We start from the raw sequence: 23,157 nt of genomic DNA on the forward strand, positions 1-23,157 counted from the left end.
AGAGTAACGGAGTTTAGCGGGTTTTTACCTAGCTGACGCACTAATGTATTAGTGTTTAAATGGCCCGGTCAACATTGCGAAAGGCCGCCTCACCCCTATGAAACGCTCCTACGAAAGCCTGCGCAGCGCCGCCTGGATGGCCCGGGACGACCTGCGTTCCTTCGGCCACCGCTCCCGCATGATGCAGATGGGCTATGGCCCCGACGACTGGGCGGGCCGCCCGGTCATCGCCATCATCAACACCTGGTCGGACCTTAATCCCTGCCACAGCCACTTCAAGCAGCGCGTCGAGGACGTCAAGCGCGGCGTGTTCCAGGCGGGCGGGTTTCCGGTGGAGCTGCCCGCGATTTCGGTATCGGAATCCTTCGTCAAGCCGACCACCATGCTGTACCGCAACTTCCTGGCCATGGAGACCGAAGAGCTGCTGCGCAGCCATCCGGTCGACGGCGCGGTGCTCATGGGCGGCTGCGACAAGACCACGCCGGGTCTCATCATGGGCGCGGTCAGCGCCGGGCTGCCTTGCGTCTACGTGCCCGCCGGCCCCATGCTGCGCGGCAACTGGAAGGGCAAGATCCTCGGGTCCGGGTCGGATGCCTGGAAGCTCTGGGACGAGCGCCGCGCCGGCAAGATCACGCAGGAGCAATGGACCGAGGTCGAGGGCGGCATTGCCCGCAGCTACGGCACCTGCATGACCATGGGCACGGCCAGCACCATGACCGCCATCGCCGAAGCCATAGGCATGACGCTTCCGGGCGCCTCCTCGATCCCGGCGGCGGACGTCAACCATATGCGCATGTCCGCCGAATGCGGCCGGCGCGTGGTGGAGATGGTCTGGGAGGACCTGACGCCGCAGCGCATCCTGAGCCTGGCCTCCTTCAAGAACGCCATCAACGTGGCGATGGCCATGGGCTGCTCCACCAATGCCATCGTGCACCTGGTCGCCATGTCGCGCCGCGCCGGCTGCGCCGTGGGCCTGGACGACTTCGACGCCGCCAGCCGCAAGGTCCCGGTGATCGCCAACATCCGGCCCAGCGGTGACACCTATCTGATGGAAGACTTCTTCTACGCGGGCGGGCTGCCGGCGCTGATGTCGCGGCTGCAGGACCATCTGGATCCGTCCGCCATGACAGTCACCGGCAAGACCCTGGGCGAGAACATCGCCGGCGCCGAGGTCTACAACGACGACGTGATCCGCCCGCTGGACCAGGCCATCTACGACGAAGGCGCGCTGGCCGTGCTGCGCGGCAATATTGCGCCGGACGGCTGCGTCATCAAGCCCAGCGCCTGCGCGCCGCAGTACCTGCGCCACACCGGGCCGGCCCTGGTGTTCGACGACTACCCCAGCATGAAGGCCGCGGTGGACGACGAGAACCTGGACGTCACGGCCGACCACATCATGATCCTGCGCAATGCCGGCCCCCAGGGCGGTCCCGGCATGCCGGAGTGGGGCATGCTGCCCATTCCGACCAAGCTGGTGAAGCAGGGCGTGCGCGACATGCTGCGCCTGTCCGACGCCCGCATGAGCGGCACCAGCTACGGCGCCTGCATCCTGCACGTGGCGCCGGAAAGCTATATCGGGGGCCCGCTGGCCCTGGTGAAGACGGGCGACCTGATCACCGTCGACGTGCCCGCGCGCAGCATCCACCTGAACGTCAGCGACGAAGAACTGGCCGCGCGCCGCGCCGCCTGGACGCCGCCGCCCCGGCGCTACGAGCGCGGCTACGGCTGGATGTATTCGAAGCACATCCTGCAAGCCAACGACGGCTGCGATTTCGATTTCCTGGAAACCGCTTTCGGCGCGCCCGTGCCCGAACCCGAGATCTTTTAAAGCGTCATCCGCGCCCATCCCACCGTCTTCAGAATACGGAGCCATCGTGTCCCAAATGAATCCCGAAACCCGCGCCCGCCTGGCCGGCGTCAGCACCGCCACCCTGTGCACGGCCTTGTTCAAGCGCGGCCTGCGCAACCAGTTCATCCAGGACGTGCGTCCACTGAACGCCACGCTGCCCAATATGGTCGGCCCGGCGTTCACCCTGCGCTACATCCCCGCGCGCGAGGACCTGAACACCATCAAGGTGTTCGAGGACCGCGCCCATCCGCAGCGCGTTGCAGTCGAGACCTGCCCTGAAGGCGCGGTGCTGGTCATGGACAGCCGCAAAGACGCGCGCGCGGCTTCCGCCGGTTCCATCCTGGTGACGCGGCTGATGAAGCGCGGCGTGGCTGGCGTGGTGACGGACGGCGGTTTTCGCGATTCGCCCGAGATTGCCGAACTGGGCTTTGCCGCCTATCACCAGCGGCCTTCGGCGCCCACCAACCTGACCCTGCACCAGGCCTTGGATATCAACGCACCCATCGGCTGCGGCGACGTGGCGGTGTGGCCGGGCGACATCGTCGTGGGCGACCGCGAGGGCGTGGTGGTGATCCCCGCCCACCTGGCCGACGAGATCGCCATCGAGGCCGTGGAGATGACGGCCTTCGAGGACTTCGTGACCAGCGAGGTGCAGCTGGGCGCATCCATCCTGGGGTTGTATCCGCCCACGGATCCCGGCACCAAGGACAAGTTCGCCGCATGGCGCAAGCAACAGGGCCGCTGAGCCTTGCCGCCGGCTCAGCCGGCAACCCCATAAGCCAAACAAGTGGCAGGAGACAACCATGAACACGCAACGACGCGGCGCGCTGGCCGCGCTGCTGGCCGCCGCCATGCTGGGCACGTGGGCGGCGCCCGCGCAGGCCGCCGACTGGCCCGCGCAGAAGCCGATTTCCTATGTGGTGCCGTTCACCGTGGGCGGCTCGACCGACGTGGTGGGCCGGGTGCTGGCCCAGAAGCTGGGCGACCGCCTGCATCAGAACGTCATCGTCGAGAACAAGCCCGGCGCCGCGGGCGGCATCGGCGCGACCTATGTGGCCAAGGCGCCGCCGGATGGCTACACCCTGTTCGGCGGCACCATCAGTACGCACGCCATCAACGCCAGCCTGTACAAAAACCTGAAGTACGACCCGGTCAAGGATTTCGAGCCGGTTTCGCTGATCGCCTACCTGCCCAACGTATTGCTGGTGGATCCGAACCTGGGCGTGAATTCCGTGGCCGACCTGATCGCGCTCCTGAAACGCGATCCTTCCAAGCGCACCTTCGCGTCCTCGGGCGCCGGCACCTCCACGCACCTGGCGGGTGAACTGTTCTCCAGCATGATAGGGGTGCCGCTCACGCACGTGCCGTACAAGGGCACGCCGCCCGCCATGGTCGACGTGTCCTCGGGCGCGGTGACCTTCATGTTCGACCAGATGACGGCGGCGTTGCCCCTGCTGCAGACCGGCAAGCTCAAGCTCCTGGCCGTGACCACCAAGGACCGCATCGCCTTGGCGCCGGAGGTGCCGACCATGCAGGAGGCCGGCGTGCCGGGCTTCCAGATGGCGTCCTGGCAGGCGGTGTACGCGCCCAAGGGCACGCCCAAGCCCATTCTCGACAAGCTGTCGCAGGAAATCGCGGTGATCCTGAAAGAGCCGGACGTGCAGGAGAAGCTGGGCAAGACCATGGGCATGGAACTGGTCGGCAGCACGCCCGAACAGCTGCGCGACCTGATGGCGACGGAGATCCCGCGCTGGGCGGAAGTGGTGAAGAAGTCGGGCGCGACGGTCGAGTAAGCGGATCGGGCAAGGGGGGGGACGGCATATCGGCGCCGTCCCCGCCGCCGCTCAGGATGTCACCATCAGGGCTTCAAGTTCAGCTTCGGCACCAGCGCCTTGAACGCCTCTTCCTGGCGCGCCACGTCGGCCGTGAATTGCGGCTGGTCGGCATAGGAGGGCGTCAGGTTCTGCTTGCGCATCAGCGCCTGGAAGTCCTGCGATTGCGCGACTTGGCGGGCCGCGGCGCGCCATTTTTCAACCGCGTCCGCGGGCGTGGCCTTGGGCAGGCCGATGCCGCGCCAGACGCTGAATTGCAGGTCCGCGCCTTTTTCCTTCATGGTCGGGACGGAGGGCAGGTTGTCCAGGCGCTTGGGCGCCATGACCGCCAGGGTGCGCAGCTTGCCGGTTTCCACGTGCTGCTGCAGTTCGGCGTAGGCAACCGTGGTGGCCTGCACGTCGCCCGCCAGGAGACCCATGATGGCCGGGGCCGAGCCCTGGTAGGGCACGTGCACGAACTTCACGCCAGCCTGTTCGCCCAGCGCCGCCGCCGCCATGTGCGGCACCGTGCCGATTCCGGCGTTGGACACGGCGACGCGTTCGGGATTCTTCTTGGCGTCCGCCAGGAATTCCTCCACCGTCTTCCAGGGCGCATCGGCGCGTACCGTGACCGACGAGGGATCGTCGGTGAAGCGGGCGATGGGCTGGAAGTCGCCGACCGTGGTCTTGCCTATGCCCATCAGGGGCACCACCAGCATTTCAGGCGTCATCAGCACCAGCCGGTAGCCGTCGGGCTGCGCGTTGGCCACGTAGGCCCAGCCGATGGAGCCGCTGGCGCCCGGCTTGTTGATCACCACCGTGGGCTGCGCTAGCATGGGCGGGCGCACCGCCTCGGCGATGGCGCGCGCGGTGTTGTCGCTGCCGCCGCCGGGCTGGTAGGCGACCACCAGTTCCATCGAGCGGGCGGGGTAGTCCGCGGCGTGCGCGGCGGACAGGACGGAAACTGCGGACAGGGCGCTGAAGGCCAGCGCGGACAGGCGGTATGGGCGCATGGTGGCGGCTCCGGTATCAGTAGCCCAGGGCGGAAAGATCCGCGAGCGTCTGTTTGGTGATGGCGATGGTGCGTTCGCGTTCGGCCCCGGCCAGGTCCAGGCGCGGCGGCTTGACGGTTTCGGCGCTGCCGGTGATCAGGTGCTCGGCCAGCTTGATGTGCTGCACCAGCTTGACCACCGTGTCCAGGTGGAACAGCGGCGTCAACGCGGCGTAAAGCTTGCGGGCCCGCACGAAATCGCCCTCGACGGCCAGTTTCAGCAGGTCGACCGAGGCGCGGGGCACGGCGTTGGCCATACCCGACACCCAGGCCGTCACGCCCAGCGCGGCGCTTTCCAGGATCAGGTCATCCACGCCGCAGACCACGGCAAGACGGTCGCCGAAGCGCGTGATCAGGTCGGTCACGCGGGTGGTGTCGTAGGACTCTTCCTTGATGGCGACGATGGTCGGCTCTTCCAGCAATTCGGCCACCAGGTCCGGGGTCAGGTCCACGCCGTAGCCGCGCGGATTGTTGTAGAGCAGGATGGGCAGGGCGCTGGCGCGCGCCACCTCGCGATAGAAGGCCACGGTCTCGCGGCCGTCGGACTTGTAGGTCAGGCCGGGGAACACCATCAGGCCATTCACGCCGATGCGCTCGGCTTCCTGCGCGAAGGCCGCGGCGCGGGCGGTGCCGGTTTCCGCCACGCCGGAAATCACCGGCACACGGCCGCGCACGGTGTCGACGGCGGTGCGCAGCACCTGCAGTTTTTCTTCGGGCGAGAGCTGGGCGTTTTCGCCCACCATGCCCATCATCACGACGCCGCCCACGCCGTTCTCGATCAGCCGTTCCAGTCCCTGGCGGATGGCCTCCAGATCCAGCGAAAAATCGGGTTTCAGCTTGGTGGTGACGGCGGGAAATACGCCTTGCCATTGAATGCTCATGCTGCGGCTCCTGATGCGTGATCCATCCGGTGCAATCCGGTTGGATAGTGGTTATTGGATATTGGATCCAAAAATATGGGGCTTAAAAAAACGAGGCTCGGGCCTCGGTCCGTCGCCCTTGGGGGCGCAGGCTTGAACTGGATCATGGATCCAATATACTCACATTAAAAGGGCTGCGGGTAGCGGCTGTCTCTCGGGGTTTTCCTGGGCATGGCGGCCCTGTTTTCCACCCAGTCCTGCCGTGCCGCCCCCGCCGCACGGTGCAACCAGGCAGGTTTCATGTCCCAGAATTCGCCGCTTTCCGCTTCCAATCCGTCCCGTTCCCAGGCCGCCAGCCCCGGCCGCCTCGTGCGCAAGACCGCCGTCGAACTGGTGGTCGACGAACTGCGCGACCGCATCCTGTCCGGCGCGATTCCCCCCGGTTCCGCGCTGCGCCAGGAACTGTTCGCCGAGGAACTGGGGGTGAGCCGCCTGCCTGTGCGCGAGGCCATCCGCCAGCTCAGCGCCGAAGGACTGATCGACATGATCCCGCATCGCGGCGCCTACGTTTCCATGCTGTCGCGCGCCGAGGTGCAGGAGTTCTTCGACATCCGCCTGCGGCTGGAGCCGTGGCTGTTGCGCCTGGCAGTGCAGCAGCATCAGACGCAGGATCTGGATCTGGCGAGCCAGGTGGTGGCGCAGATGGGCACGGCCGAGCCTGAGCAATGGGGCCGCCTGAACTGGCAGCTGCATGAACTGCTGTACCGCTCGGCGCAACGTCCCGCCGCGCTGGCCATGGTGCGCGCGCTGCATGAAAAATCCGAACGCTATTTCCGCTTCCAGATCGTCAACGCGCCGATCCGCCAGCAAGCCCACGACGAGCACAGCGAACTGATCGCGCTCGCCCGGCAGGGGCGGGCCGAAGACGCCGAGGCCGCGCTGGAGCGGCACATCGGCGAAGCCGCCGAGCAGATACTCGCCATCGTCGACCATCTGCTGGATGCGTCGGCGCTGCAGGAACCTGCCTAGACGTCCAGCTCCAGCGTGCCGCAGCCGCGCGATACGCAGACCATCATGCTGCGGTTGGCGGCGCGTTCCTCGTCGCTGAGCACGTAGTCGCGGTGGTCGACCTTGCCGGACAGCACGCCGGCTTCGCAGCTGCGGCACAGGCCTTCCCGGCAGGAGTACGGCCAGGCAACGCCGGCCGCTTCCAGCACATCCAGCACCGACTTGTCCGCGGGCACTTCGTGGCAGCCGCCGCTGCGCGCGAGCCGCACGGCAAAGCTTGAACCGGGCTCGGCCGCAGCAGGCGCGCTGGCGGAAAAGCGCTCGAAATGCACGCGCGCCGCGGCGATTCCGCCGCGTTCGCAGGCCGTGGCCACGGCATCCATCAACGGCCCGGGGCCGCAGCAATAGACATGCAAGCCTGGTTCCCCCAGCGCGCCCAGATAGGCGTCGAGGTCGCAGCGCGCGCCGCCTTGTTCGCTGTCGACATGCAGCGTCACGCGCTCGCCGTGCAAGGCCAGTTCAGACAGGTAGGCTGCCGCGTCGCGGTCGCGCACGCAGTACAGCAGCCGCCAGGGCTCGCCGCGCCTGACGCTTGCATGGATCATGCTGAGGATGGGCGTGATGCCTATGCCGCCCGCGATGAATACATGGCCGGCGGCCTGCGCATGCAGCCCGAACAATTGCCTGGGCTCGCCGATATCCACCAGGTCGCCCTCGCGCAGCTGTTCATGGATGTAGCGCGAACCGCCGCGCGTCTCGGCCGCCAGGCCGATGCCCAGCCGGTACACGCCCAGTTCCGCCGGGTCGCCGCAAAGGGAATACTGCCTGACCAGGCCATTGCCCAACGCCACATCCACATGCGCGCCGGCCTCGAAGGCCGGCAGCATGGCGCCGTCAGGACTGCGCAGCGTCAGGCCGAGCACGCCGCGCGCCTCGCGCACGATGCGGCTGATGACTAGCCGGCGCATTTCAGGCCACCGCCTGCGCCGGGCGCACGCCGGACGCGCCGGCTGCCTGCTGCTCTTCTTCGATGCGGCGCGCCACCACCCAGCGGAACTGGGACAGCGCGGCGTCGATGGACAGCGGCACCATCTTGAAGTCGGGCGCCAGGGACAGCGAGCGCTGCTGCGCGGTGATGATGTCGCGGTCTTCGTCGAAGGCATCCACCACGCTCTGGTGGATGGAGGCAGTGACCTCGGGCCGCTCGATCGAGAAGTTGTGCGGATGCGCGAAGAAGTAGTGCGTCGAGGTTTCGGTTTCGGGCGTCAGGGCCTGGCAGCCGCGGAATTCGATCGCGCCGGCGCGGTTTCCTTCTTGTGCGCCGTCTCCGGCCGGGGCCATGCCCGAGTCCATCAGCAGGATGCCGGGCAGGGTGAAGTTGTAGATGTTCCAGCGGTCCACCAGGCCTGGCCATTCGCGGACCTTCTTGGCAAAGGCCGGCGCTTCGGTATTGAGCGTCCAGCGCGTGATGCGCACGCCGTCGGGCAGCCGGTCGACCTTGGGCGAGACCGAGGCATAGTCCTCGCTGCCGCCCAGCGTGGTCGGGTGCACGAAGGGCAGGTGGGAGAAGTCCAGCAGGTTGTCTGCGATCAGCAGATAGTTGACGTCATAGTGGATATAGCCGTCCAGGCTGCGCCAATCGGGATGGTCCAGCCATTGGGTGTCGGGGATGAGGGCCGGATCCGCGCGTTCCGGATCGCCCATCCAGATCCAGATCCAGCGGTGCCGCTCCACCACGGGAAAGGTCCGCACCCGGGCCTGAGGCGGAATGCGCGCCTGCGCCGGGGCCTCGACACAGGCGCCGCTGGGATCGAACTTCAGGCCGTGGTACATGCAGCGCACGCAGTCGCCTTCGCGCCGTCCCACCGACAAGGGCGCGCCGCGATGGCAGCAGCGGTCTTCCAGCGCCACCAGCCGGCCGGCGCCGTCGCGGTATATCAGCACGGGCACGCCGCTGATGGTACGAGAGAACAGGCCGTCGGCGCTGACTTCCTGGTCCCAGGCGGCGACGTACCAGGTGTTTTTGATGAACATGGATGAGCTCCTTGGTTTACTTGACGTAGCGCCAGGCGCCGTCCTTGATCTGCACCATGACAGCGGCGCGCTCGTCATAGCCCACGTGGTCGGTGGGCGACATGGTGGACACGCCTTGCGAGGTCACGGCGTCGCGCGTGGCTTCCAGCGCGTCGCGCAGGCCCGCCCTGAATTCCGGCGTGCCCGGCCTGGCCTTGGGCAAGGTGGTCTTCAGCGCCTGTTGCAGCACGATCCCGGCATCCCAGGCGTTGGCCGCGAACACCGACATGGAATCCTTGCCGTGGGCGGCTTCGTAGCGCTGCGTCAGGTCCATGGCGACCGCGCGTATCGGGTTGGCCTGGTCCAGCTGGCTGGCGACCACGACCGGGCCCACGGCGAACAAGGCGCCCTCGGCGTCCTTGCCGGCGATGCGCAGGAACTCGCGGTTGGCGATGCCGTAGGTCTGGTAGATGCGGCCGGCATAGCCGCGCTCGCGCAGGGACTTCTGCGGCAGCGCCCCGGGCGTGCCGGACGCCGCCACGATGACCGCGTCCGGCCTGGCGGCCAGCAGCTTCAGGGTCTGCGCCGTGACGCTAGTGTCCGTTTTCACGTAGCGCTCGGAGGCAACCAGCTTGATGCCGGCGCGCTGCGCCTGCGCGGAAACTTCGGCCAGCCAGCTGTCGCCGTAGGCGTCCGCAAAGCCGATGTAGCCCAGCGTCTTCACGCCGGCGGCCTGCATGTGCGCGACGGTGCTGGCGACCATCAGGTTTTCGTTCTGCACCACCTTGAACACCCAGTGGCGCTGCGCGTCCATCGGTTCGACCAGCTTGGCCCCGGCCGCCAGGCTCATCAGCGGCACTTTCTTCTCCTGGGCGATAGGCAGCAGGGTCAGGGTGGCGGGGGTGACGGACGTACCCAGCACCACATCCACGTTATGCTCGTCGACCAGCCTGCGGAAGGCGCGGGCGGCGCCGGTGGCGTCCGAGGCATCGTCCAGCACGATGTAGCGCACCGCCTCGCCCGCGATCTCGCGCGGCAGCAGGTCTATCGCGTTCTTGGCCGGGCCGCCCAGCGATGCGGCCGGGCCGGTGAGCGACAGGATGACGCCGACGCCGACATCGGCCGAGGCGGCGTTACAGGACAGCAGGGCGCACGAAACCAGCACCACGCGCACGGGGTGTAGAAGGGGCTTCAAGATGTTGTCTCCTTGTGGAAACGCCGGTCTGCGCGGCGTTTGACAAGACGATAGATAGCGGCGGAATATGCGTCAATGTCATGAGCATGATTCTGGAAATGCACGCTATGCATAACGAGAAACTGGACCTCAACCTGCTCGCCGTCTTCGACAGCCTGCTGCGCGAGCGCAGCGTGACCCGCGCCGGCGAGCAGCTCGGCCTGTCGCAAAGCGCCATGAGCCACGCCGTGAACCGCTTGCGCGCGTTCTTCGACGATCCGCTGTTCGTGAAGACCGGCCAGGGCATGCAGCCCACGCCCAAGTCCGAGAGCCTGGCGCCCACCATCCTGGCGCTGATGGCGACCATACGCGGCCAGGTGCTGTCGCAAGCGCAGTTCGATCCGGCCTCGGCGATGCGCGTGTTCACCCTGTGCATGACGGACATGGGCGAACTGGTGTTCCTGCCGCCGCTGATCAAGCGCTTGCGCGAACTGGCGCCGCATTGCACCCTGCGCACGCGCCAGGTGCCGCTGCAGCAGGTCGAGCCGCTGCTGGCGTCCGGCGAGGTGGATCTGGTGCTGGGATCGCTGCGCGCGGCGCCGCAGGGTCTGTTTCAGCAGCAGCTCTTCATGCACCGCTTCGTGACGCTGGTGAGCGTGAAGAACCAGGAGGTGGGCGACGAGCTGACGCTGGAACAATTCCAGCGCATGCCGCAGATCGTGGTGACCTTGGCCGGACGCTCGTCTGAAGCCTATGACAGCGCACTGGAGGAGCAGGGCGTCAAGCGCAACATTTTCCTGTCCACGCCGCACTTCCTGGTGGTGCCGCTATTGCTGGACCAGCACCCGGATCTCATCGCCACGGTGCCGCAGGAGTTGGGCAATGTGTTCGGCGGCTACGGCGTGGTCAAGGTGCTGGAGCCGCCGCTGCCGCTGCCGTCCTTCGCGCTGCGCCAGCATTGGCATCCGCGCTTTCACCAGGATCCGGCGATCATCTGGCTGCGGGAGTTGGTGAAGGACACGTTCGATGGGTATCCGTGGGACGGGGCGAGGCTCAAGCAGGGTGGGCGCGACTAGAGATCCGCATAGCGCGGCAGCAGGTCCTGGTCCACCAGGCGCATCTCGATGCGGTTCGCCAATTCGACGTGGCTGGCGTTGTCCAGCGAAAACACTTCGTTCGCGACGCTGACGATGATGGTGCCGGTTTGTTTCTTTCCGGCAGCGGGAACGGGAATCAGAGCCTGGGCTTCCGGGACTTGCTCGGGAGTGATCACTTGGGGAAGGTAAAGCATCCAGCCGACGCCGGGTTTGTCGTCGAAAACCTGCTTTTCGTCGTAATAGCGTGGCGAGACGGCTATGTACTGCGCGACGAAGAGCTGGGCGATCGCGGCGACGATGTCCTTCACCGAGGCGGCGCCGCCAAAGCGGTCGTCGCGTCGCTTATGGTAAGAGACGGTCAGAGTGCACGGCCTGCCCCTGTCGTTGCCCTGCAGTTCAAGAACTACGCTGTTGCGCTGTTCTTCAGCGCCATTCCAAATAGAGATGGCAGTAAATGACCGGTCAAGCCGATATTCGTTGTTCAACACGGCAAGAAACGCATTCGAGGGTTCGTCGCCCTCGAATGCAGGATACAACCTGGCTTCGTCAATTGACTCACCCTGCGAGAACCACTCCGTCAATCCGTCGGATTTGTCAGCCAGCAGCTTCGTGATCGCGTGCAGTCGACGAAGCATTTCGGGAAAATCGCCGGACTGATGTTTCGGGTCTTCAAATTGGCATGTGATAAGCATGTCTTTCTCGTCAGGGAACAACTACGGATTCTGCACCCAGGCTATTCAGCAACTGCCGCAGCAGCGCCTGCGTTCTAGGCGTTTGAAAATACCATCTCAATCTTGTTGGAGGGTTGATGCGAACCGCGCCTGCCTGGCGGCTGGCTTGTAAGCGCATGGTCTTGAAGCCGCCAAACCAACCTGCTTGCTCGCCGTCCTCATCGATGAAACTGTCGTAGTTTCCTTTGGTCTCCTGCAGCAGGCATTCCGTCGACACAAAGCCGTCGAAATCGATGTCGAACCCGCCGCCGTGAGCGCCTCCCTGCCAGTTCCATTCATCGCTCCACAAACAATACTCCGTGTCGTAGTCGAATCCGGTAATCCTGGCCTGGTATGCGTAGGCGTTCCAATTTGCCCCATGCCTGCGTCTGACTTTCATCCCCAGGTCCGGCGGGCATTTCTTGCACGGTTCTTCGGTCCTGGGCAAGGCGCGGTCGGTGGGTTTGGCTTCACTGTCTTCCCGAGGCGTATCGCCTGGTAAAGTGGTCACGCCTCCCAGCACGGCACCTGCCGCGGCGCTTGCTGCCGCCCGGGCGAGCGCTGCCGCTATGGCTTCCGCTACCCATCCCGCGATTGGTATTGCCAGAGGTCCGGGCATTCTTCCTTACTCCCTTTGCTCTTGTTGAAGCCGTTGGCGCGATTGCCATTTCATCACTTGCATGTAGTCATGGAATCGTTGATCGGCGGGGCGTCCGGGCTTACGGATCCAGGCAAGAAACCCGGGTTGTTCATAGAATCCAGGAACCAGCGCCTCGGTCCGGAGGAAGTCGACAAGATTCGCATCGTCGTCTATCCCCAAGGCCCGCGCCCGTGCAAGGGCCGTGGCTAGTCTTTCGCTCAAGCCTGCCTCGGCCAGCCCTGGGTAGTCGCGCAGGATGTCTTGCTCGACCCCGTGCAAAAAGCCCTTGGCGTCGATTGCACATAGACCTGCAACCTGTTGTGGAGTGAATTCAAGCACCATGGACGGAATGGATCCTGATGAGTTTGCCGTTGCGCTCCACAAGCCAGTCCTGGAAGGGGGCAAAGAACGCGGCCCGTTGCTCGGGGGTCAGCAGCGCTGCAATGTCGTCCGCAAGTCTTGCGTCGTAATAGCGCAGCAATGCAGTTGTCCCGTTGGGCATGCGCACGTCCAATCGCGCCCGCAGCGCTTCGGCCAGATCGTCCATTGCGTAGCCGCTGACGATCCAGGTGCATCCAAGCTCGCTTTCCGCCAGGCGTTGCAGCGCAGGGATGTGCGCGCTTCGATCGGCGGAGCAATCCAGCAGCCATGGGCCGGCATGAGCCAGCGCTTCATCAGGCGTGCCGTCGAACAGCGCCACGCAAGATGAGGAGCGGAATAAGGGCTGTGTAGCCGACACTTGTGCGTGCAGCAGCGCGTCAACCAGACCGTAAAGCCGCAAGGGAAAATTTGTTTGCTGCAGACGGGCCGCGAAGTGTTCCTCTGCCTGTATCGCCACCGGGCTACCCTCGCGCCACGGTGGTTGCGGCATTGCGGGCAGCGGCCTCCAGGCGCTCCTGGCACAGCGTGTCGCTCTGCGCGGTTGCCATTGGAGCGGGATCGGACAATCCTTGTGCCAGACCGATGCGCGCCACCATCTGTGACGCTATCAATACGGCGCCGCAGGCGGTGCGCATTCCCTCCACGGCGGTGTCCTGGCCCATGAATGTATGATTGCGCCCCGGATCCGCCAGGATGGGAAAGGCGCCCTTGCATTTGGGGCAGGTGACTTTATGCCCCACCAAGGCGATCTCGCGTCCAAGAAGCATCGAGGTGGGGTGGCCCTCGGCTACGGTCCCGCCGTGCGAAGTCCGATCTCCCTTTCTGATGATCGATCGCTCAGACATGCCGCCTCCTTCTTGGTTGAAGGCGAACTTAGCATCGTTCAACCAAGGGGGGCGTTGACGAGAATCATAAGTGGGAAGACGAAGGCCGCGCCGCCCTCAATTGATCTTGATATTGCGTTCCTTCACCAGCGTCTTCCACTGCGCGGTCTCGCGCGCCAGGTGGTCGCGCAGTTCGTCCGGCGTGCCGCCAATGGGCTCGGCGCCGATGGAGTCCAGCGTGGCGCGCACCTTGGCGTCGTTCAATGAGGCACGCATGGCGGCGTTCAGTTTCGCGACCACGTCGGGAGGCGTGCCGGCGGGGGCGAAGGCCGCGAACCAGGGCATCAGTTCATAGCCGGGCAGGCCGCTTTCGGCCACGGTAGGCACGTCGGGCAGGGCGGCCGAACGCTTGCTGGTCGTTACCGCCAGCGCGCGCAGCTTGCCGGCTTCGATGTGCGGCTTGGCGGAGGTGATGCTGTCGAACATGTAATCCACCTGTCCGCCCAGCAGGTCGGCGACGGCAGGGCCGCTGCCCTTGTAGGGCACGTGCAGCATGTCCACCTGGGCCATGGACAGGAACAGCTCGCCCGCCAGATGGATGGACGTGCCCACGCCGGCCGAGGCGTATGTGTAATGGTTGGGCTGCGCCTTGGCCTTGGCGATCACGTCCTGCACGCTGGTGGCGCCGGTGCGTGCGGGATTGGTGACCAGCACGTTGGGCACCACGGCCAGCAGCGAGATCGGGGCGAAGTCCTTGACCGGGTCGTAGTTCAGGTCCGTGTACAGCGCCGGGTTGACGGCCATGCCGTTGGCGACGATCAGGATGGTGTAGCCGTCCGGCTTGGCGCGGGCCACGCTGGCCGCGCCGATGTTGCCGCCCGCGCCTGCGCGGTTTTCCACGATGAAGGTGGTGTTGAGCTGCTTGCCCATGGATTCGCCCAGGGTACGCGCGATGCTGTCCATCGCGCCGCCGGGCGGGAAGGGCACGATCCATTTGACCGGGTGATCCGGGTAGGTTTGCGCCAGGGCGGCGGACGAGCCCCCCAGCAGCGCCAGGCCCATACAGGCCCGGGCGAGTCGTTGGAATGCAGAGCGCAAGCGCATGATGGTCTCCGTATTGCTGGAATTATTGTGTCGCTGCGCGCCGGCGGTCCGCAGATCACGGGAAGATGTTCCCGCGATTCATACTTTCCATGATCAGGTTCGTGCGATAGCTCAGTATGGCTTGCGTTTTCCCTGCGAGTCCAAGACTATATGGGTTCCGATTAATACCTTTATGGTATGTATAAGACCACGCGATGCAATTGAGGCAACTGCGTTATTTCCAGGCCGTGGCAGAGGAAGGCAGCTTCACCCGCGCGGCAGCGCGGCTGCACATGGCCCAGCCCCCGCTCAGCCGCCAGATCCGTCTGTTCGAGGAAGAACTCGGCGTGCAGCTGTTCGAGCGCACCACGCGCGCGCTGCGCCTGACGGAAGCGGGCCGCTTCCTGCAGGAACAATCGCGCCTGCTGACTGCGCGCCTGGAAGAAGTGCTGGAAGGCACGCGGCGGCTGGGGCAGACCCAGCGGCGCTGGTTCGGCATAGGCTTCGTGCCGTCCTCTCTTTACGGTTTCGTGCCGGAGCTGATCCGGCAGCTGCGCAACGCGGACCCGCAGGTCGAAGTGGGGCTCACGGAAATGACCACCTTGCCGCAGCTGGAGGCGCTCAAGGCCGGCCGCATCGATCTGGGCATCGGCCGCATCCTGTTCGACGATCCCGCCATCGAGCGACGGGTGCTGATGACCGAAGCGCTGATGGCTGCGGTGCCGCTGGGCCATCCCATTGCGCGGCTGCGGCGGGTATCCGTCGAACGCCTGGCGCGCGAACCCTTCGTGCTGTATCCGGCGCGGCCAAGGCCGAATTTCTCCGACCATGTGCTGGGCCTGTTCCGCGCGGCGGGGCACGCGCCGCAGGTGGTGCAGGAAGCCAACGAACTGCAGACCGCCATTGGCCTGGTGGCGGCGGGGCTGGGCGTGACGGTGGTACCGGCGTCGGTGCAGCGCTTGCAGCGGCAGGACGTGGCGCATGTGGCGATAGACGCCGATACTTTTGTGTCGCCGGTGATCGTCAGCTATCGCAAGGACGACACGTCGGCGTTCCTGGCGCGGGCATTGGGGCTGGCGCAGGCGCTGGCCGGTTAGCACCTGAGGAAACATGACCATGCCGGATCAGGCCGCCAAATCCCTCTCCCTCAGGCAATTGGAACTGCTGCTGGCGCTGGCCTCCGCCGACAGCATCGCGGGCGCCGGCGCCCGGCTGGGGATGACGCCCTCGGCCACCAGCCACGCCCTGCGCACGCTGGAGGCCACGCTGGGAGCGCCCTTGCTCGACCGCAATGCATCGGGGGTGCACCTCACCTATGCGGGACAGCAGATTCTGCCGCATGTCAGGGACGTGTTCGCGTCCCTGCAGATCGTGCGCGCGACGGCGAACGCCAGCGCGGGCCTGCGCTCGGGCCTGCTGAATCTGGGTTCGCTGGGGGCGAGCTCCTCCTTGAACATCCTGCCGCAGCTGCTTGAGATGTTCAAAGCCCGCTATCCGGGCGTCGACGTGTTCGTTACCGAGAAGCCGGACCCGGAATTGGAGCGCGCGCTGGTCGAACGCCGCATCGAGATCGGAGTGGTGGCCTTGCCCAAGCCGGATTTCGACACGCTGCCGCTCGTTACCGATGAGCTGATGGTGGTGCTTCCGGCTGGCCACCCGCTGGCCGAGCGCAAGACCATCGCGGTGAAGGACCTGATCGACTATCCGCTGATCATGACGCGCGCCGGTTCGCAGCCTGTCATTACGCGCATGTTCGAGCGAGCCGGCGCCAAGCCGCACATCGCGCACGACCTCTCGCAGATCATGTCCATCCTGGAGTTCGTCAGGCGCGGGCAGGGCATCTCCGTGCTGGCGTCGCTGGTGCTGCCGCAGGCTTACGACGGGCTGGTCTACCGCAAGATCAGTCCCGCCTCCAAGCGCAGGATCGGCTTGGCCTGCCTCAATGAACGCAAGCTGTCGCCTGCTGCGCACGCCTTCTGGGCCATGGTCAGGGAAGCTGCGCCCAAGCTGAAGTTTCCGGTCAAGTAAAGCCGCGCGTCAGCCGTCCTGCTTGGCTCGAAGGCTGCCCTTCATATTGAAAAAAAACTCAATTGAAGGTGAGGATTGCGAATTTTAGACTGCATCGATCGACTCTGATGGAGAAGGTGTATGCAGTCAGTGGAAGCTTCCGCGCTCAGCGGCGTGCGTGTCGTGGACCTCTCTCGCATCCTGGCGGGCCCGAGCGCGACTCAGCTGCTGGGCGACCTGGGCGCGGACGTGGTCAAGGTGGAAAAGCCGGAGGAAGGCGATGACACCCGGAAATGGGGGCCGCCCTACATCAACGACCAGGACGGCCGCGCGACCGCCGAAAGCGCCTATTACCTGAGCGCCAACCGCAACAAGCGGTCGATCGCGCTGGATATCGCCACCGAGGCCGGCCGGGACGCGCTGCATCAGTTGCTGGACCATGCCGACGTGCTGGTCGAGAACTATAAGGTCGGCGGCCTGGCCAAGCATGGGCTGGATTATGAACAGCTCAAGAGCAGATACCCGCGCCTGGTCTATTGCTCCATCACCGGATTCGGGCAGACGGGTCCGTACGCCAAGCGCGCGGGCTACGACTTTTTGATCCAGGGCATGGGCGGCATCATGAGCCTTACCGGCGAGCCGCAGGGCACGCCCATGAAGGTGGGCGTGGGCATCGCCGACGTCATGACCGGCATGTATGCCGCCGTCGGCATCCTGGCTGCGCTGCGCCACCGCGACCTGACCGGTCAGGGGCAGCACATCGACATCTCGCTGCTGGACAGCCAGATCGCCTGGCTGGTGAACGCTGGAACCAACTACCTGGCACAGCAGGAGTTGCCCGCGCGCCTGGGCAACGGCCACCCGAACATCGTGCCTTACCAGGTATTCGACGCGGCGGACGGTCCCATGATTCTTGCCGTCGGCAACGATGCGCAGTTCCGGCGTTTCTGCGAGGTTGCAGGCCTGGCCGGGCTGGCGGACGACGAGCGCTACGCCTCCAATGCGGCCCGCGTCGCCCACCGCGCCGAACTTTGCCAACGGGTACAGGACGCGCTGGCCCTGCGCTCCAGGAAAACCTGGCTGGAACAGCTGGAAGCCGTGGGCGTGCCTTGTGGCCCCGTCAACGATTTACGCGATGTGTTCAGCGACCCGCACGTCCAGGCCCGCGGCGCGCAGTTGCGCATGCCCTGCGCGTGGGCGCAAGGCGGCGAGCTCAACCTGTTGGCGAACCCGCTCAAGCTTTCCGCCACGCCGGTGTCGTATCGCAGGCCGCCGCCGCGCCTGAACGAGCATGCGCAGCAGATCCTGCGCGATTGGACGGCGGGCTGACATCACACACCTTAGACAACACCGCTGCGACGACGGCGGATACAAGAGGAGAGAGGCATGGATAGGAGACAGTTGTTGGCGCTGGCCGCATTGACACCCTTGAGCCGCGCATTCGCGCAGGGCAAGTACCCGTCGCAGAGCATCAGGCTGGTCGCGCCCTATGCACCGGGCGGAACCGTGGACATCCTGTCGCGGCAGCTGGCCGAGCCGATGCGCGCCAGCCTGGCCCAGTCGGTCATCGTGGAAAACCGCGGCGGCGCCGGCGGCACGCTGGGAGCTGACGCCGTGGCCAAGGCCCGACCCGACGGCTACGCAATCCTGTTCGGGGCGGTGCATCACGCGATCGCCCAGTCCGTGTATCCGAAGCTGGGATACGACATCCGCGAGATGACGGCGGTGGGCTTTCTGGGGCGCGTCAACCATGCGCTGATCGTCAACAAGGATCTGCCCGCGCAGAATGTGCAGGAGCTGGTGGCGCTGCTGAAGGCCAACCCGGACAAGTACAGCTATGCCACGCCGGGCGCGGGCACCATGCAGCACCTGATGGCCGAATACTTCAAGAACGTCACGGGCACCCAGATGATGCACGTGCCATATCGCGGTTCCGCGCCGGCGATCGTGGACATCATTGCCGGGAACGTCCACATGATGTTCGAAACCATGCCTTCGGCCATCCAGCACATCCGGGCGGGCAGCGTGCGCGCCATCGCGGTGACGTCGAAGGTCCGTTCACCCAGCTTGCCCGATGTGCCCACGGCGGCGGAGAGCGGCGCGGCCAATTACGACGCGACCAGCTGGTACGGCATCTATGCGCCGCCGTCCACGCCCGCAGACGTGGTGCGCGTGCTCAATGCGGCGGTCAACGCGGCATTCGCCGACCCGGCTTTCGTGCAGCGGTGGATCGCACTGGGCGCGGATGCGGGCGGCGGCACGCCGCAGGAGCTGGCCGCGCTGACGCGCAGCGAAGTCGAGCGCTGGGCCGAGGTGGCGCGGCGCGCGGATATCAAGGTGGGTTGATGCCGGCGGCCCTGGCGGCCCGGCCGGAGTTTTGCACGTAGCAAGGATGAACCATGACTGAACTTTCCCAAGAGCAATTGGCACTGCAGCAGCGCGCGCGCGAGCTGGCGCAGACCGTATTCAAACCGACAGCCGCAGCCACCGACCAATCCGAGCAGTATCCCTGGGACAACGTCCGCCAACTGCGCGAAAACGGCTTCATGGGCATGACGATCCCGCGCGAGTACGGTGGGCGGGGCCTAAGCTATCTAGATACAGTCCTGGTCGTGGAGGAAATGGCCAAGGCTTGCGCCACCATGGGGCGCATCACCGTCGAAGCCAACATGGGCGCGATCGGCGCCATCATGCAGTACGGCACCCATGAACAGAAGGCGCTGGCCGCCGAGTGTGTATTGGCTGGCGACAAGCCCGCCATCTGCATCTCGGAACCCCAGGCCGGCAGCGCGGCCAGCGAAATGGGCACTTGCGCAGTGCGCATGGGCGACGATTACCTCATCAACGGCGAGAAATACTGGATCACCGGGGGCGGGGTGTCGCGCCTGCACCTGATCTTTGCGCGCGTGTTCGACGACGGCGCGGATCTGGGCATAGGCGCCTTCATCCACGTGCGCGAACCGGACGCCGCGGACGATGGCCTGGAGATCGCCAAGCGTTCCTACGCCATGGGCGTGCGGGGTATACCCGAGACCTACATCGCGTTCCGGGATCTCAAGGTGCACAAGTCCATGCTGGTGGTTCCGCCGGAGGGCTTGAAGCGCGGCTTTGCCGGGCTGATGCAAGCCTACAACGCCCAGCGCGTGGGCGCGGGCACCGTGGCGTTGGGCATCGCGCAGGGCGCCTTTGAAGAAGCCGTCGACTACGTCAAGCAGCGCCAGCAGTTCGGCCGGCCGATAGCGGAGTTCCAGGGCTTGCAGTGGATGGTCGCCGACATGGCCATCCAGTTGAATGCGGCGCGGCACATGCTGCATGCGGCCGCAAGCAGCGGCACGGCGCGGACCTTTGGCTTTCCGGACCTGTCGCTGGCCGCGCAGGCCAAGATCTACGCGGCCGAAACGGCGCAGCGCGTAACCAACGACGCCTTGCAGCTGCATGGATCGTCCGGCTATGGACGCGACCTGCCGATGGAACGCCATGTGCGCGATGCGCGCATGTTCACCATCGCGGGCGGCACCGCGCAGATCCTGCGCACCCAGGTCGCTTCCGCCGTGCTTGGGATGAAGCTGCCGCAGACGCGGGATGGGTATATCCGCGGGAAGTGATGCTTGACGACGAATTCCGCTGCGCGTAGCATCTTTTTGAACCGATCGGTATAAAAGGAGCTCGGCGATGGAATTCCAAGGCAAGGTTGCGCTGGTCACCGGGGGCACGCGTGGCATCGGCGCCGCTATCGTTCGCAGGTTCGCGGAACGGGGCGCCGATGTCGCCTTCACCTATGCCAGGTCGGATCAGACCGCGAAAGACTACGCCCAGGAACTTGGCGCAATCGGCGCCAGGGTCCTGGCCATCAGGGCGGACAGCCGCGATCCGGCCGCCGTCCGGACGGCGGTGGAGCAGACTGCCGGGAAACTGGGCAGGCTGGACATACTGGTCAATAGCGCCGGCGTGTTCCCCTTCGGGCCTGTCGAGGACGCCACGCTCGAGGAAATCGACGACACCCTGGCGATCCACGCCAAGGCGGTATTCGTGGCCTCGCAGGCCGCGCTGGCTCATATGGGGACCGGCGGACGCATCATTTCCATCGGCTCCTGCTTCGCGCAACGCGTGCCTTATGGGGGCGTGACGCTCTACGCGATGAGCAAGTCGGCGCTCATCGGATTCACCAAGGGCCTGGCTCGGGAGGTCGGCGGCCGCGGCATCACGGTCAACATCGTCGATCCGGGATCGACTGACACCGATATGAATCCTGCCGATGGTCCGGCGGTAGCCGCCGAGTTGGAACTCATGGCGGTCAAACGCTACGCCGAACCCGAGGAAATTGCCGCAGCCGTGGCTTATCTTGCGGGGGCCGAGAGCCAATTCATCACCGGCGCGTCGCTCGCCATCGATGGCGGCTTCACCGCCTAGGGCTGCGGGAAGTCCAACAGAAATGGGGATTCAGATGGCATGGGGTTTCCTGGTTCTGGCCGGCATGCTTGAAATCGTCTGGGCATTGGCACTGAAGCAGGCCGACGGATTGACGAGGTTTTGGCCAAGCCTGATCGGCATAAGCGTCGCCATGCTGAGTCTTGTCCTGCTGGCCTTGGCCCTGAAGCATCTGCCGGTGGGCACCGCTTACGCCATCTGGGTGGGCATAGGCGCTTTCGGCGTGGCGGTTTTCGGCACATTGGTGCTCGGCGAGCACATGTCATCGGCCAAGCTGTTGTTCCTGGGCTTGATAGGCATAGGCGTGGCGGGCCTGCGGATAATTGAAACGTGAATTCTGGCAATCAAGCTAAACCGGCCACCGCGCCGAAAATCGGGCGTCCGAAGGCGTTCGACAAGGACCGGGCCTTGCTGGCGGCCATGCGTACCTTCTGGGCGCAAGGTTATGAAGGCACCTCGATCCAGGATCTGGTCAGCGCCACGGGCGTCAACAAGCCCAGCCTCTATGCGACCTTTGGCTGCAAGGAGGAAATCTTCCGGCAGGCCGTCGAACTTTACGACCGCGTCGAAGGGCGAGCGACGGCGCAGAGCCTCAGCGCAGCGCGGACGGCCCGCGAGGCCGTCGAAACCATGCTGCGATCGAACGCGCGCGCCTATGCCGTCAACGAGGGCCCGCGTGGGTGCATGATCGTGTTGTCATCGCTGCTGGGCGCGCCTGAGAACGAGAGCGTGCGTGCGTTTCTTGCCGCAAATCGGGAGGAAGGAGAATCGACGCTGAGGGAACGGCTTGCGCAAGGCATTGCGGAGGGCGACCTTGCGCCGTCCGCCGATGTCCGGCAGCTTGCCGCCTTCTACACGACCGTGCTTGAAGGCCTGTCGATCCAGGCCCGCGATGGCGCGGGCGCGAAAAAGCTCAACATGATCATTGATGCCGCGATGCTTGCGTGGCCGGCCGGTTGACATTGCCGGCGCAGCTCGTCGCAGCGCTTGCGGGCCAGCTTAGGGCGGGACCACCATCCAGGCGACGATCCGCCGCACGACAGGCAGCAGCAAGAGGCTGGGAAAAGCCACTATCCACGAGGCTCCCCAGGCGCTGGGCCAGTTGAGGACAAAGTCGGGACCCACGCCCACGCTCGCGGCGGTCGCCACCGCTGAAACGATGGCCGACATGAACACGGAAAGAACCAGCGGCATCAGAACGGGGGCATAGTGCCGCGGGAGCTTTTTCAGGGTGGGGCTTGATGAATGGTCAGCCATCTCAATACTCCTTGCCGCCGCGCGCCGCTTGTTTCTCGGCCACCAGGTCCTTGACGTACTCGCGCAGTGAACGCGGATCCCGTCCGAGTGCAGCCTTCAGCACAAGACTGTTTCCTCCAAGCCCGCAGGCCCGGTAGTGATCGAAGACTTTGGACAGAAGAAGCAACTGCTGTTCGCCATAAGGCAGGCGCGCGTCTTGCGCCCACGCGTTGAAACCGGGCTCCAATGCAGTGACCGGAGATCCTAGCTCCTCGGCCAGGGCCGTCACGATGTCCATGCGGCTATACATGCCGGCGCATAGCTCCAAGGTCGCGTAGGCCAGCCTGTCCTCGGTCAGGGCGATCGCGGCAACCTCGGCCACATCGCGATAGTCCACGCGGGCGATTCTCGTGTCTTTGGGAAAGGGCTCGCTGAAGCGGGAATGGTCGCGGATCGACGGCCAGGCCAAACCGATGTTCTGCATGAAGTTCGCGGGATGCAGGATTGTGTATTCCAGTCCCGACGAGTAGAGCGCGTCCTCCACCGGGATCTTGCTGGCGTGATTGGCCAGTCGCACGTTCGTTGGCTGGATGACCGATGAAAAGACGAACCTCCTCACGCCGCTGCGCTTGGCCGCGTCGACCAGGGCAACGCCCATGGGCGCTTCGTCTGCGGTGAACGCGGGGCCGATATGAAAGACGCCGTCCACGCCTTGCGTTGCGGCTGCGAGGCTGTCGACGTCGCGGAGGTCACCGATGGCGGTCTCGGTCGCTCCCAGCGAGCGGGCCTGAGCGGCGCGTGTTTCGTCGCGGACGAGCGCCCGGACCGCGACCTTGCGCCGCTGCAATTCAGGAACGACCAGGCCGGCGAATTTGCCGGTGGCTCCTACGACCAAAACCGTGGGCTGAGTGCCGTTCACAGGGTTTCTCCTTCGTATGCATGTGGGTACGAAGGCAGTGTATTTTCTACCGATTAGTGGAACAAT

The 23,157-nt window shown here is 65.4% G+C and carries 26 protein-coding genes; 13 read left to right on the forward strand and 13 right to left on the reverse strand.

From position 1 onward, the window contains the following. Window positions 1-97: 97 nt before the first annotated feature. Genes araD through IB257_RS02540 form a run of 3 tightly spaced genes read left to right on the forward strand, consistent with a single transcriptional unit; the run spans window position 98 to window position 3,642 of the window. Window positions 98-1,828: an L-arabinonate dehydratase gene (araD, locus tag IB257_RS02530; RefSeq protein WP_175160679.1), complete on the forward strand. Its 1,731-nt coding sequence runs from the start codon at window positions 98-100 to the stop codon at window positions 1,826-1,828. Between the two features lie 55 nt (window positions 1,829-1,883). After that, a complete protein-coding gene (locus tag IB257_RS02535; RefSeq protein ID WP_054454693.1) occupies window positions 1,884-2,594 on the forward strand; it encodes a ribonuclease activity regulator RraA in 711 nt (236 codons plus the stop codon). Window positions 2,595-2,652: 58 nt separating this feature from the next. Then, window positions 2,653-3,642 carry a tripartite tricarboxylate transporter substrate binding protein gene (locus IB257_RS02540; RefSeq protein ID WP_192491813.1) on the forward strand — a complete coding sequence of 330 codons (990 nt, stop codon included), beginning with the start codon at window positions 2,653-2,655 and terminating at the stop codon, window positions 3,640-3,642. Between the two features lie 65 nt (window positions 3,643-3,707). On the opposite strand, the gene IB257_RS02545 is transcribed toward IB257_RS02540, so the two are convergent. Together IB257_RS02545 and IB257_RS02550 are read right to left on the reverse strand one after the other, a co-directional pair. Further along, window positions 3,708-4,673: a tripartite tricarboxylate transporter substrate binding protein gene (locus tag IB257_RS02545; protein WP_054454686.1), complete on the reverse strand. Its 966-nt coding sequence runs from the start codon at window positions 4,671-4,673 to the stop codon at window positions 3,708-3,710. Between the two features lie 16 nt (window positions 4,674-4,689). Further along, entirely contained in the window at window positions 4,690-5,592 is a 903-nt protein-coding gene (locus IB257_RS02550; protein WP_054454681.1) for a dihydrodipicolinate synthase family protein, read from the reverse strand. Window positions 5,593-5,871: 279 nt separating this feature from the next. On the opposite strand from IB257_RS02550, the gene IB257_RS02555 reads away from it, so the two are divergent. Continuing rightward, window positions 5,872-6,600 (forward strand): GntR family transcriptional regulator, encoded by a 729-nt coding sequence (locus IB257_RS02555; protein ID WP_225588722.1) that lies wholly within the window; start codon window positions 5,872-5,874, stop codon window positions 6,598-6,600. Here IB257_RS02555 and IB257_RS02560 read toward each other — a convergent pair. From IB257_RS02560 to IB257_RS02570, 3 genes are read right to left on the reverse strand one after another with little or no spacing between them, the layout of a single operon-like run. Further along, complete coding sequence (locus IB257_RS02560; RefSeq protein WP_054454679.1) at window positions 6,597-7,547, reverse strand: PDR/VanB family oxidoreductase; 951 nt, start codon at window positions 7,545-7,547, stop codon at window positions 6,597-6,599. The genes IB257_RS02555 and IB257_RS02560 overlap by 4 nt on opposite strands. A gap of 1 nt (window position 7,548) precedes the next feature. Then, window positions 7,549-8,613 (reverse strand): aromatic ring-hydroxylating dioxygenase subunit alpha, encoded by a 1,065-nt coding sequence (locus IB257_RS02565; protein ID WP_192491814.1) that lies wholly within the window; start codon window positions 8,611-8,613, stop codon window positions 7,549-7,551. Between the two features lie 16 nt (window positions 8,614-8,629). Next, window positions 8,630-9,787 (reverse strand): ABC transporter substrate-binding protein, encoded by a 1,158-nt coding sequence (locus IB257_RS02570; protein WP_192491815.1) that lies wholly within the window; start codon window positions 9,785-9,787, stop codon window positions 8,630-8,632. 107 nt (window positions 9,788-9,894) lie between these two features. Between IB257_RS02570 and IB257_RS02575 the strand changes: the two genes are divergently transcribed. Continuing rightward, a complete protein-coding gene (locus IB257_RS02575; RefSeq protein ID WP_166738268.1) occupies window positions 9,895-10,842 on the forward strand; it encodes a LysR family transcriptional regulator in 948 nt (315 codons plus the stop codon). Here IB257_RS02575 and IB257_RS02580 read toward each other — a convergent pair. The 6 genes from IB257_RS02580 to IB257_RS02605 form a co-directional block, all read right to left on the reverse strand. Continuing rightward, window positions 10,839-11,555, reverse strand: a complete 717-nt coding sequence (locus IB257_RS02580; RefSeq protein ID WP_054454904.1) for an immunity 52 family protein — start codon at window positions 11,553-11,555, stop codon at window positions 10,839-10,841. The two genes, IB257_RS02575 and IB257_RS02580, sit on opposite strands and share 4 nt — an antisense overlap. 10 nt (window positions 11,556-11,565) lie before the next feature. Next, window positions 11,566-12,192, reverse strand: coding sequence for a restriction endonuclease fold toxin 5 domain-containing protein (locus tag IB257_RS02585; protein ID WP_166738269.1), 627 nt, complete (start codon window positions 12,190-12,192; stop codon window positions 11,566-11,568). A gap of 6 nt (window positions 12,193-12,198) precedes the next feature. After that, window positions 12,199-12,555 (reverse strand): hypothetical protein, encoded by a 357-nt coding sequence (locus tag IB257_RS02590; RefSeq protein ID WP_054454673.1) that lies wholly within the window; start codon window positions 12,553-12,555, stop codon window positions 12,199-12,201. Continuing rightward, window positions 12,545-13,084, reverse strand: a complete 540-nt coding sequence (locus IB257_RS02595; RefSeq protein ID WP_192491816.1) for a DUF4123 domain-containing protein — start codon at window positions 13,082-13,084, stop codon at window positions 12,545-12,547. The genes IB257_RS02590 and IB257_RS02595 overlap by 11 nt, the downstream gene beginning before the upstream one ends. Further along, the gene (locus IB257_RS02600) at window positions 13,056-13,439 is read right to left on the reverse strand and encodes a PAAR domain-containing protein (RefSeq protein WP_192491817.1); all 384 of its coding nucleotides are present in this window, start codon (window positions 13,437-13,439) and stop codon (window positions 13,056-13,058) included. Before IB257_RS02600 ends, IB257_RS02595 begins: the two co-directional genes overlap by 29 nt. Before the next feature lie 96 nt (window positions 13,440-13,535). Continuing rightward, window positions 13,536-14,522, reverse strand: a complete 987-nt coding sequence (locus tag IB257_RS02605) for a tripartite tricarboxylate transporter substrate binding protein (RefSeq protein WP_192354241.1) — start codon at window positions 14,520-14,522, stop codon at window positions 13,536-13,538. Window positions 14,523-14,716: 194 nt separating this feature from the next. On the opposite strand from IB257_RS02605, the gene IB257_RS02610 reads away from it, so the two are divergent. The 8 genes from IB257_RS02610 to IB257_RS02645 all read left to right on the forward strand — a co-directional run bounded on the left by IB257_RS02610 (window position 14,717) and on the right by IB257_RS02645 (window position 21,896). Further along, the gene (locus tag IB257_RS02610; protein ID WP_192491818.1) at window positions 14,717-15,598 is read left to right on the forward strand and encodes a LysR family transcriptional regulator; all 882 of its coding nucleotides are present in this window, start codon (window positions 14,717-14,719) and stop codon (window positions 15,596-15,598) included. Between the two features lie 19 nt (window positions 15,599-15,617). After that, on the forward strand, window positions 15,618-16,529 hold the full coding sequence (locus IB257_RS02615) for a LysR family transcriptional regulator (protein WP_175160773.1): 912 nt from the start codon (window positions 15,618-15,620) through the stop codon (window positions 16,527-16,529). Between the two features lie 120 nt (window positions 16,530-16,649). After that, complete coding sequence (locus IB257_RS02620; RefSeq protein WP_192491819.1) at window positions 16,650-17,837, forward strand: CaiB/BaiF CoA-transferase family protein; 1,188 nt, start codon at window positions 16,650-16,652, stop codon at window positions 17,835-17,837. 57 nt (window positions 17,838-17,894) lie between these two features. Next, a complete protein-coding gene (locus IB257_RS02625; protein ID WP_125470389.1) occupies window positions 17,895-18,854 on the forward strand; it encodes a tripartite tricarboxylate transporter substrate binding protein in 960 nt (319 codons plus the stop codon). A 53-nt stretch (window positions 18,855-18,907) separates the two neighbouring features. Then, entirely contained in the window at window positions 18,908-20,113 is a 1,206-nt protein-coding gene (acdA, locus tag IB257_RS02630) for a 3-sulfinopropanoyl-CoA desulfinase (RefSeq protein WP_192491820.1), read from the forward strand. A gap of 67 nt (window positions 20,114-20,180) precedes the next feature. After that, complete coding sequence (locus IB257_RS02635) at window positions 20,181-20,918, forward strand: SDR family oxidoreductase (protein WP_192491821.1); 738 nt, start codon at window positions 20,181-20,183, stop codon at window positions 20,916-20,918. 34 nt (window positions 20,919-20,952) lie between these two features. Next, the gene (locus IB257_RS02640) at window positions 20,953-21,270 is read left to right on the forward strand and encodes a multidrug efflux SMR transporter (protein ID WP_054454653.1); all 318 of its coding nucleotides are present in this window, start codon (window positions 20,953-20,955) and stop codon (window positions 21,268-21,270) included. After that, window positions 21,267-21,896 carry a TetR/AcrR family transcriptional regulator gene (locus tag IB257_RS02645; protein WP_175160693.1) on the forward strand — a complete coding sequence of 210 codons (630 nt, stop codon included), beginning with the start codon at window positions 21,267-21,269 and terminating at the stop codon, window positions 21,894-21,896. The genes IB257_RS02640 and IB257_RS02645 overlap by 4 nt, the downstream gene beginning before the upstream one ends. A 39-nt stretch (window positions 21,897-21,935) precedes the next feature. Here the strand turns inward: IB257_RS02645 and IB257_RS02650 are convergent, their stop codons facing one another. Beyond that, window positions 21,936-22,193 (reverse strand): DUF2798 domain-containing protein, encoded by a 258-nt coding sequence (locus IB257_RS02650; RefSeq protein WP_192491822.1) that lies wholly within the window; start codon window positions 22,191-22,193, stop codon window positions 21,936-21,938. Window position 22,194: 1 nt separating this feature from the next. Then, window positions 22,195-23,091, reverse strand: a complete 897-nt coding sequence (locus IB257_RS02655; RefSeq protein WP_054454646.1) for an NmrA/HSCARG family protein — start codon at window positions 23,089-23,091, stop codon at window positions 22,195-22,197. Between the last annotated feature and the right edge of the window lie 66 nt (window positions 23,092-23,157).

Origin of the sequence: Achromobacter sp. ACM03 (assembly GCF_014851665.1) — a bacterium.
Classification (GTDB): Bacteria; Pseudomonadota; Gammaproteobacteria; order Burkholderiales; family Burkholderiaceae_B; genus Achromobacter; species Achromobacter aegrifaciens.

What these genes read in the sequence shown, in the direction of transcription:
- IB257_RS02575 (WP_166738268.1), top strand. Translation starts at nt 9,895, where the DNA reads ATGCATAACGAGAAACTGGACCTCAACCTGCTCGCCGTCTTCGACAGC.
- IB257_RS02635 (WP_192491821.1), top strand. Translation starts at nt 20,181, where the DNA reads ATGGAATTCCAAGGCAAGGTTGCGCTGGTCACCGGGGGCACGCGTGGC.
- IB257_RS02595 (WP_192491816.1), bottom strand. Translation starts at nt 13,084, where the DNA reads ATGCCGCAACCACCGTGGCGCGAGGGTAGCCCGGTGGCGATACAGGCA.
- IB257_RS02620 (WP_192491819.1), top strand. Translation starts at nt 16,650, where the DNA reads ATGCAGTCAGTGGAAGCTTCCGCGCTCAGCGGCGTGCGTGTCGTGGAC.
- araD (WP_175160679.1), top strand. Translation starts at nt 98, where the DNA reads ATGAAACGCTCCTACGAAAGCCTGCGCAGCGCCGCCTGGATGGCCCGG.
- IB257_RS02585 (WP_166738269.1), bottom strand. Translation starts at nt 12,192, where the DNA reads ATGCCCGGACCTCTGGCAATACCAATCGCGGGATGGGTAGCGGAAGCC.
- IB257_RS02565 (WP_192491814.1), bottom strand. Translation starts at nt 8,613, where the DNA reads ATGTTCATCAAAAACACCTGGTACGTCGCCGCCTGGGACCAGGAAGTC.
- IB257_RS02555 (WP_225588722.1), top strand. Translation starts at nt 5,872, where the DNA reads ATGTCCCAGAATTCGCCGCTTTCCGCTTCCAATCCGTCCCGTTCCCAG.
- IB257_RS02590 (WP_054454673.1), bottom strand. Translation starts at nt 12,555, where the DNA reads ATGGTGCTTGAATTCACTCCACAACAGGTTGCAGGTCTATGTGCAATC.
- acdA (WP_192491820.1), top strand. Translation starts at nt 18,908, where the DNA reads ATGACTGAACTTTCCCAAGAGCAATTGGCACTGCAGCAGCGCGCGCGC.
- IB257_RS02540 (WP_192491813.1), top strand. Translation starts at nt 2,653, where the DNA reads ATGAACACGCAACGACGCGGCGCGCTGGCCGCGCTGCTGGCCGCCGCC.
- IB257_RS02600 (WP_192491817.1), bottom strand. Translation starts at nt 13,439, where the DNA reads ATGTCTGAGCGATCGATCATCAGAAAGGGAGATCGGACTTCGCACGGC.
- IB257_RS02640 (WP_054454653.1), top strand. Translation starts at nt 20,953, where the DNA reads ATGGCATGGGGTTTCCTGGTTCTGGCCGGCATGCTTGAAATCGTCTGG.
- IB257_RS02605 (WP_192354241.1), bottom strand. Translation starts at nt 14,522, where the DNA reads ATGCGCTTGCGCTCTGCATTCCAACGACTCGCCCGGGCCTGTATGGGC.
- IB257_RS02535 (WP_054454693.1), top strand. Translation starts at nt 1,884, where the DNA reads ATGAATCCCGAAACCCGCGCCCGCCTGGCCGGCGTCAGCACCGCCACC.
- IB257_RS02650 (WP_192491822.1), bottom strand. Translation starts at nt 22,193, where the DNA reads ATGGCTGACCATTCATCAAGCCCCACCCTGAAAAAGCTCCCGCGGCAC.
- IB257_RS02615 (WP_175160773.1), top strand. Translation starts at nt 15,618, where the DNA reads ATGCCGGATCAGGCCGCCAAATCCCTCTCCCTCAGGCAATTGGAACTG.
- IB257_RS02560 (WP_054454679.1), bottom strand. Translation starts at nt 7,547, where the DNA reads ATGCGCCGGCTAGTCATCAGCCGCATCGTGCGCGAGGCGCGCGGCGTG.
- IB257_RS02580 (WP_054454904.1), bottom strand. Translation starts at nt 11,555, where the DNA reads ATGCTTATCACATGCCAATTTGAAGACCCGAAACATCAGTCCGGCGAT.
- IB257_RS02550 (WP_054454681.1), bottom strand. Translation starts at nt 5,592, where the DNA reads ATGAGCATTCAATGGCAAGGCGTATTTCCCGCCGTCACCACCAAGCTG.
- IB257_RS02610 (WP_192491818.1), top strand. Translation starts at nt 14,717, where the DNA reads ATGCAATTGAGGCAACTGCGTTATTTCCAGGCCGTGGCAGAGGAAGGC.
- IB257_RS02545 (WP_054454686.1), bottom strand. Translation starts at nt 4,673, where the DNA reads ATGCGCCCATACCGCCTGTCCGCGCTGGCCTTCAGCGCCCTGTCCGCA.
- IB257_RS02625 (WP_125470389.1), top strand. Translation starts at nt 17,895, where the DNA reads ATGGATAGGAGACAGTTGTTGGCGCTGGCCGCATTGACACCCTTGAGC.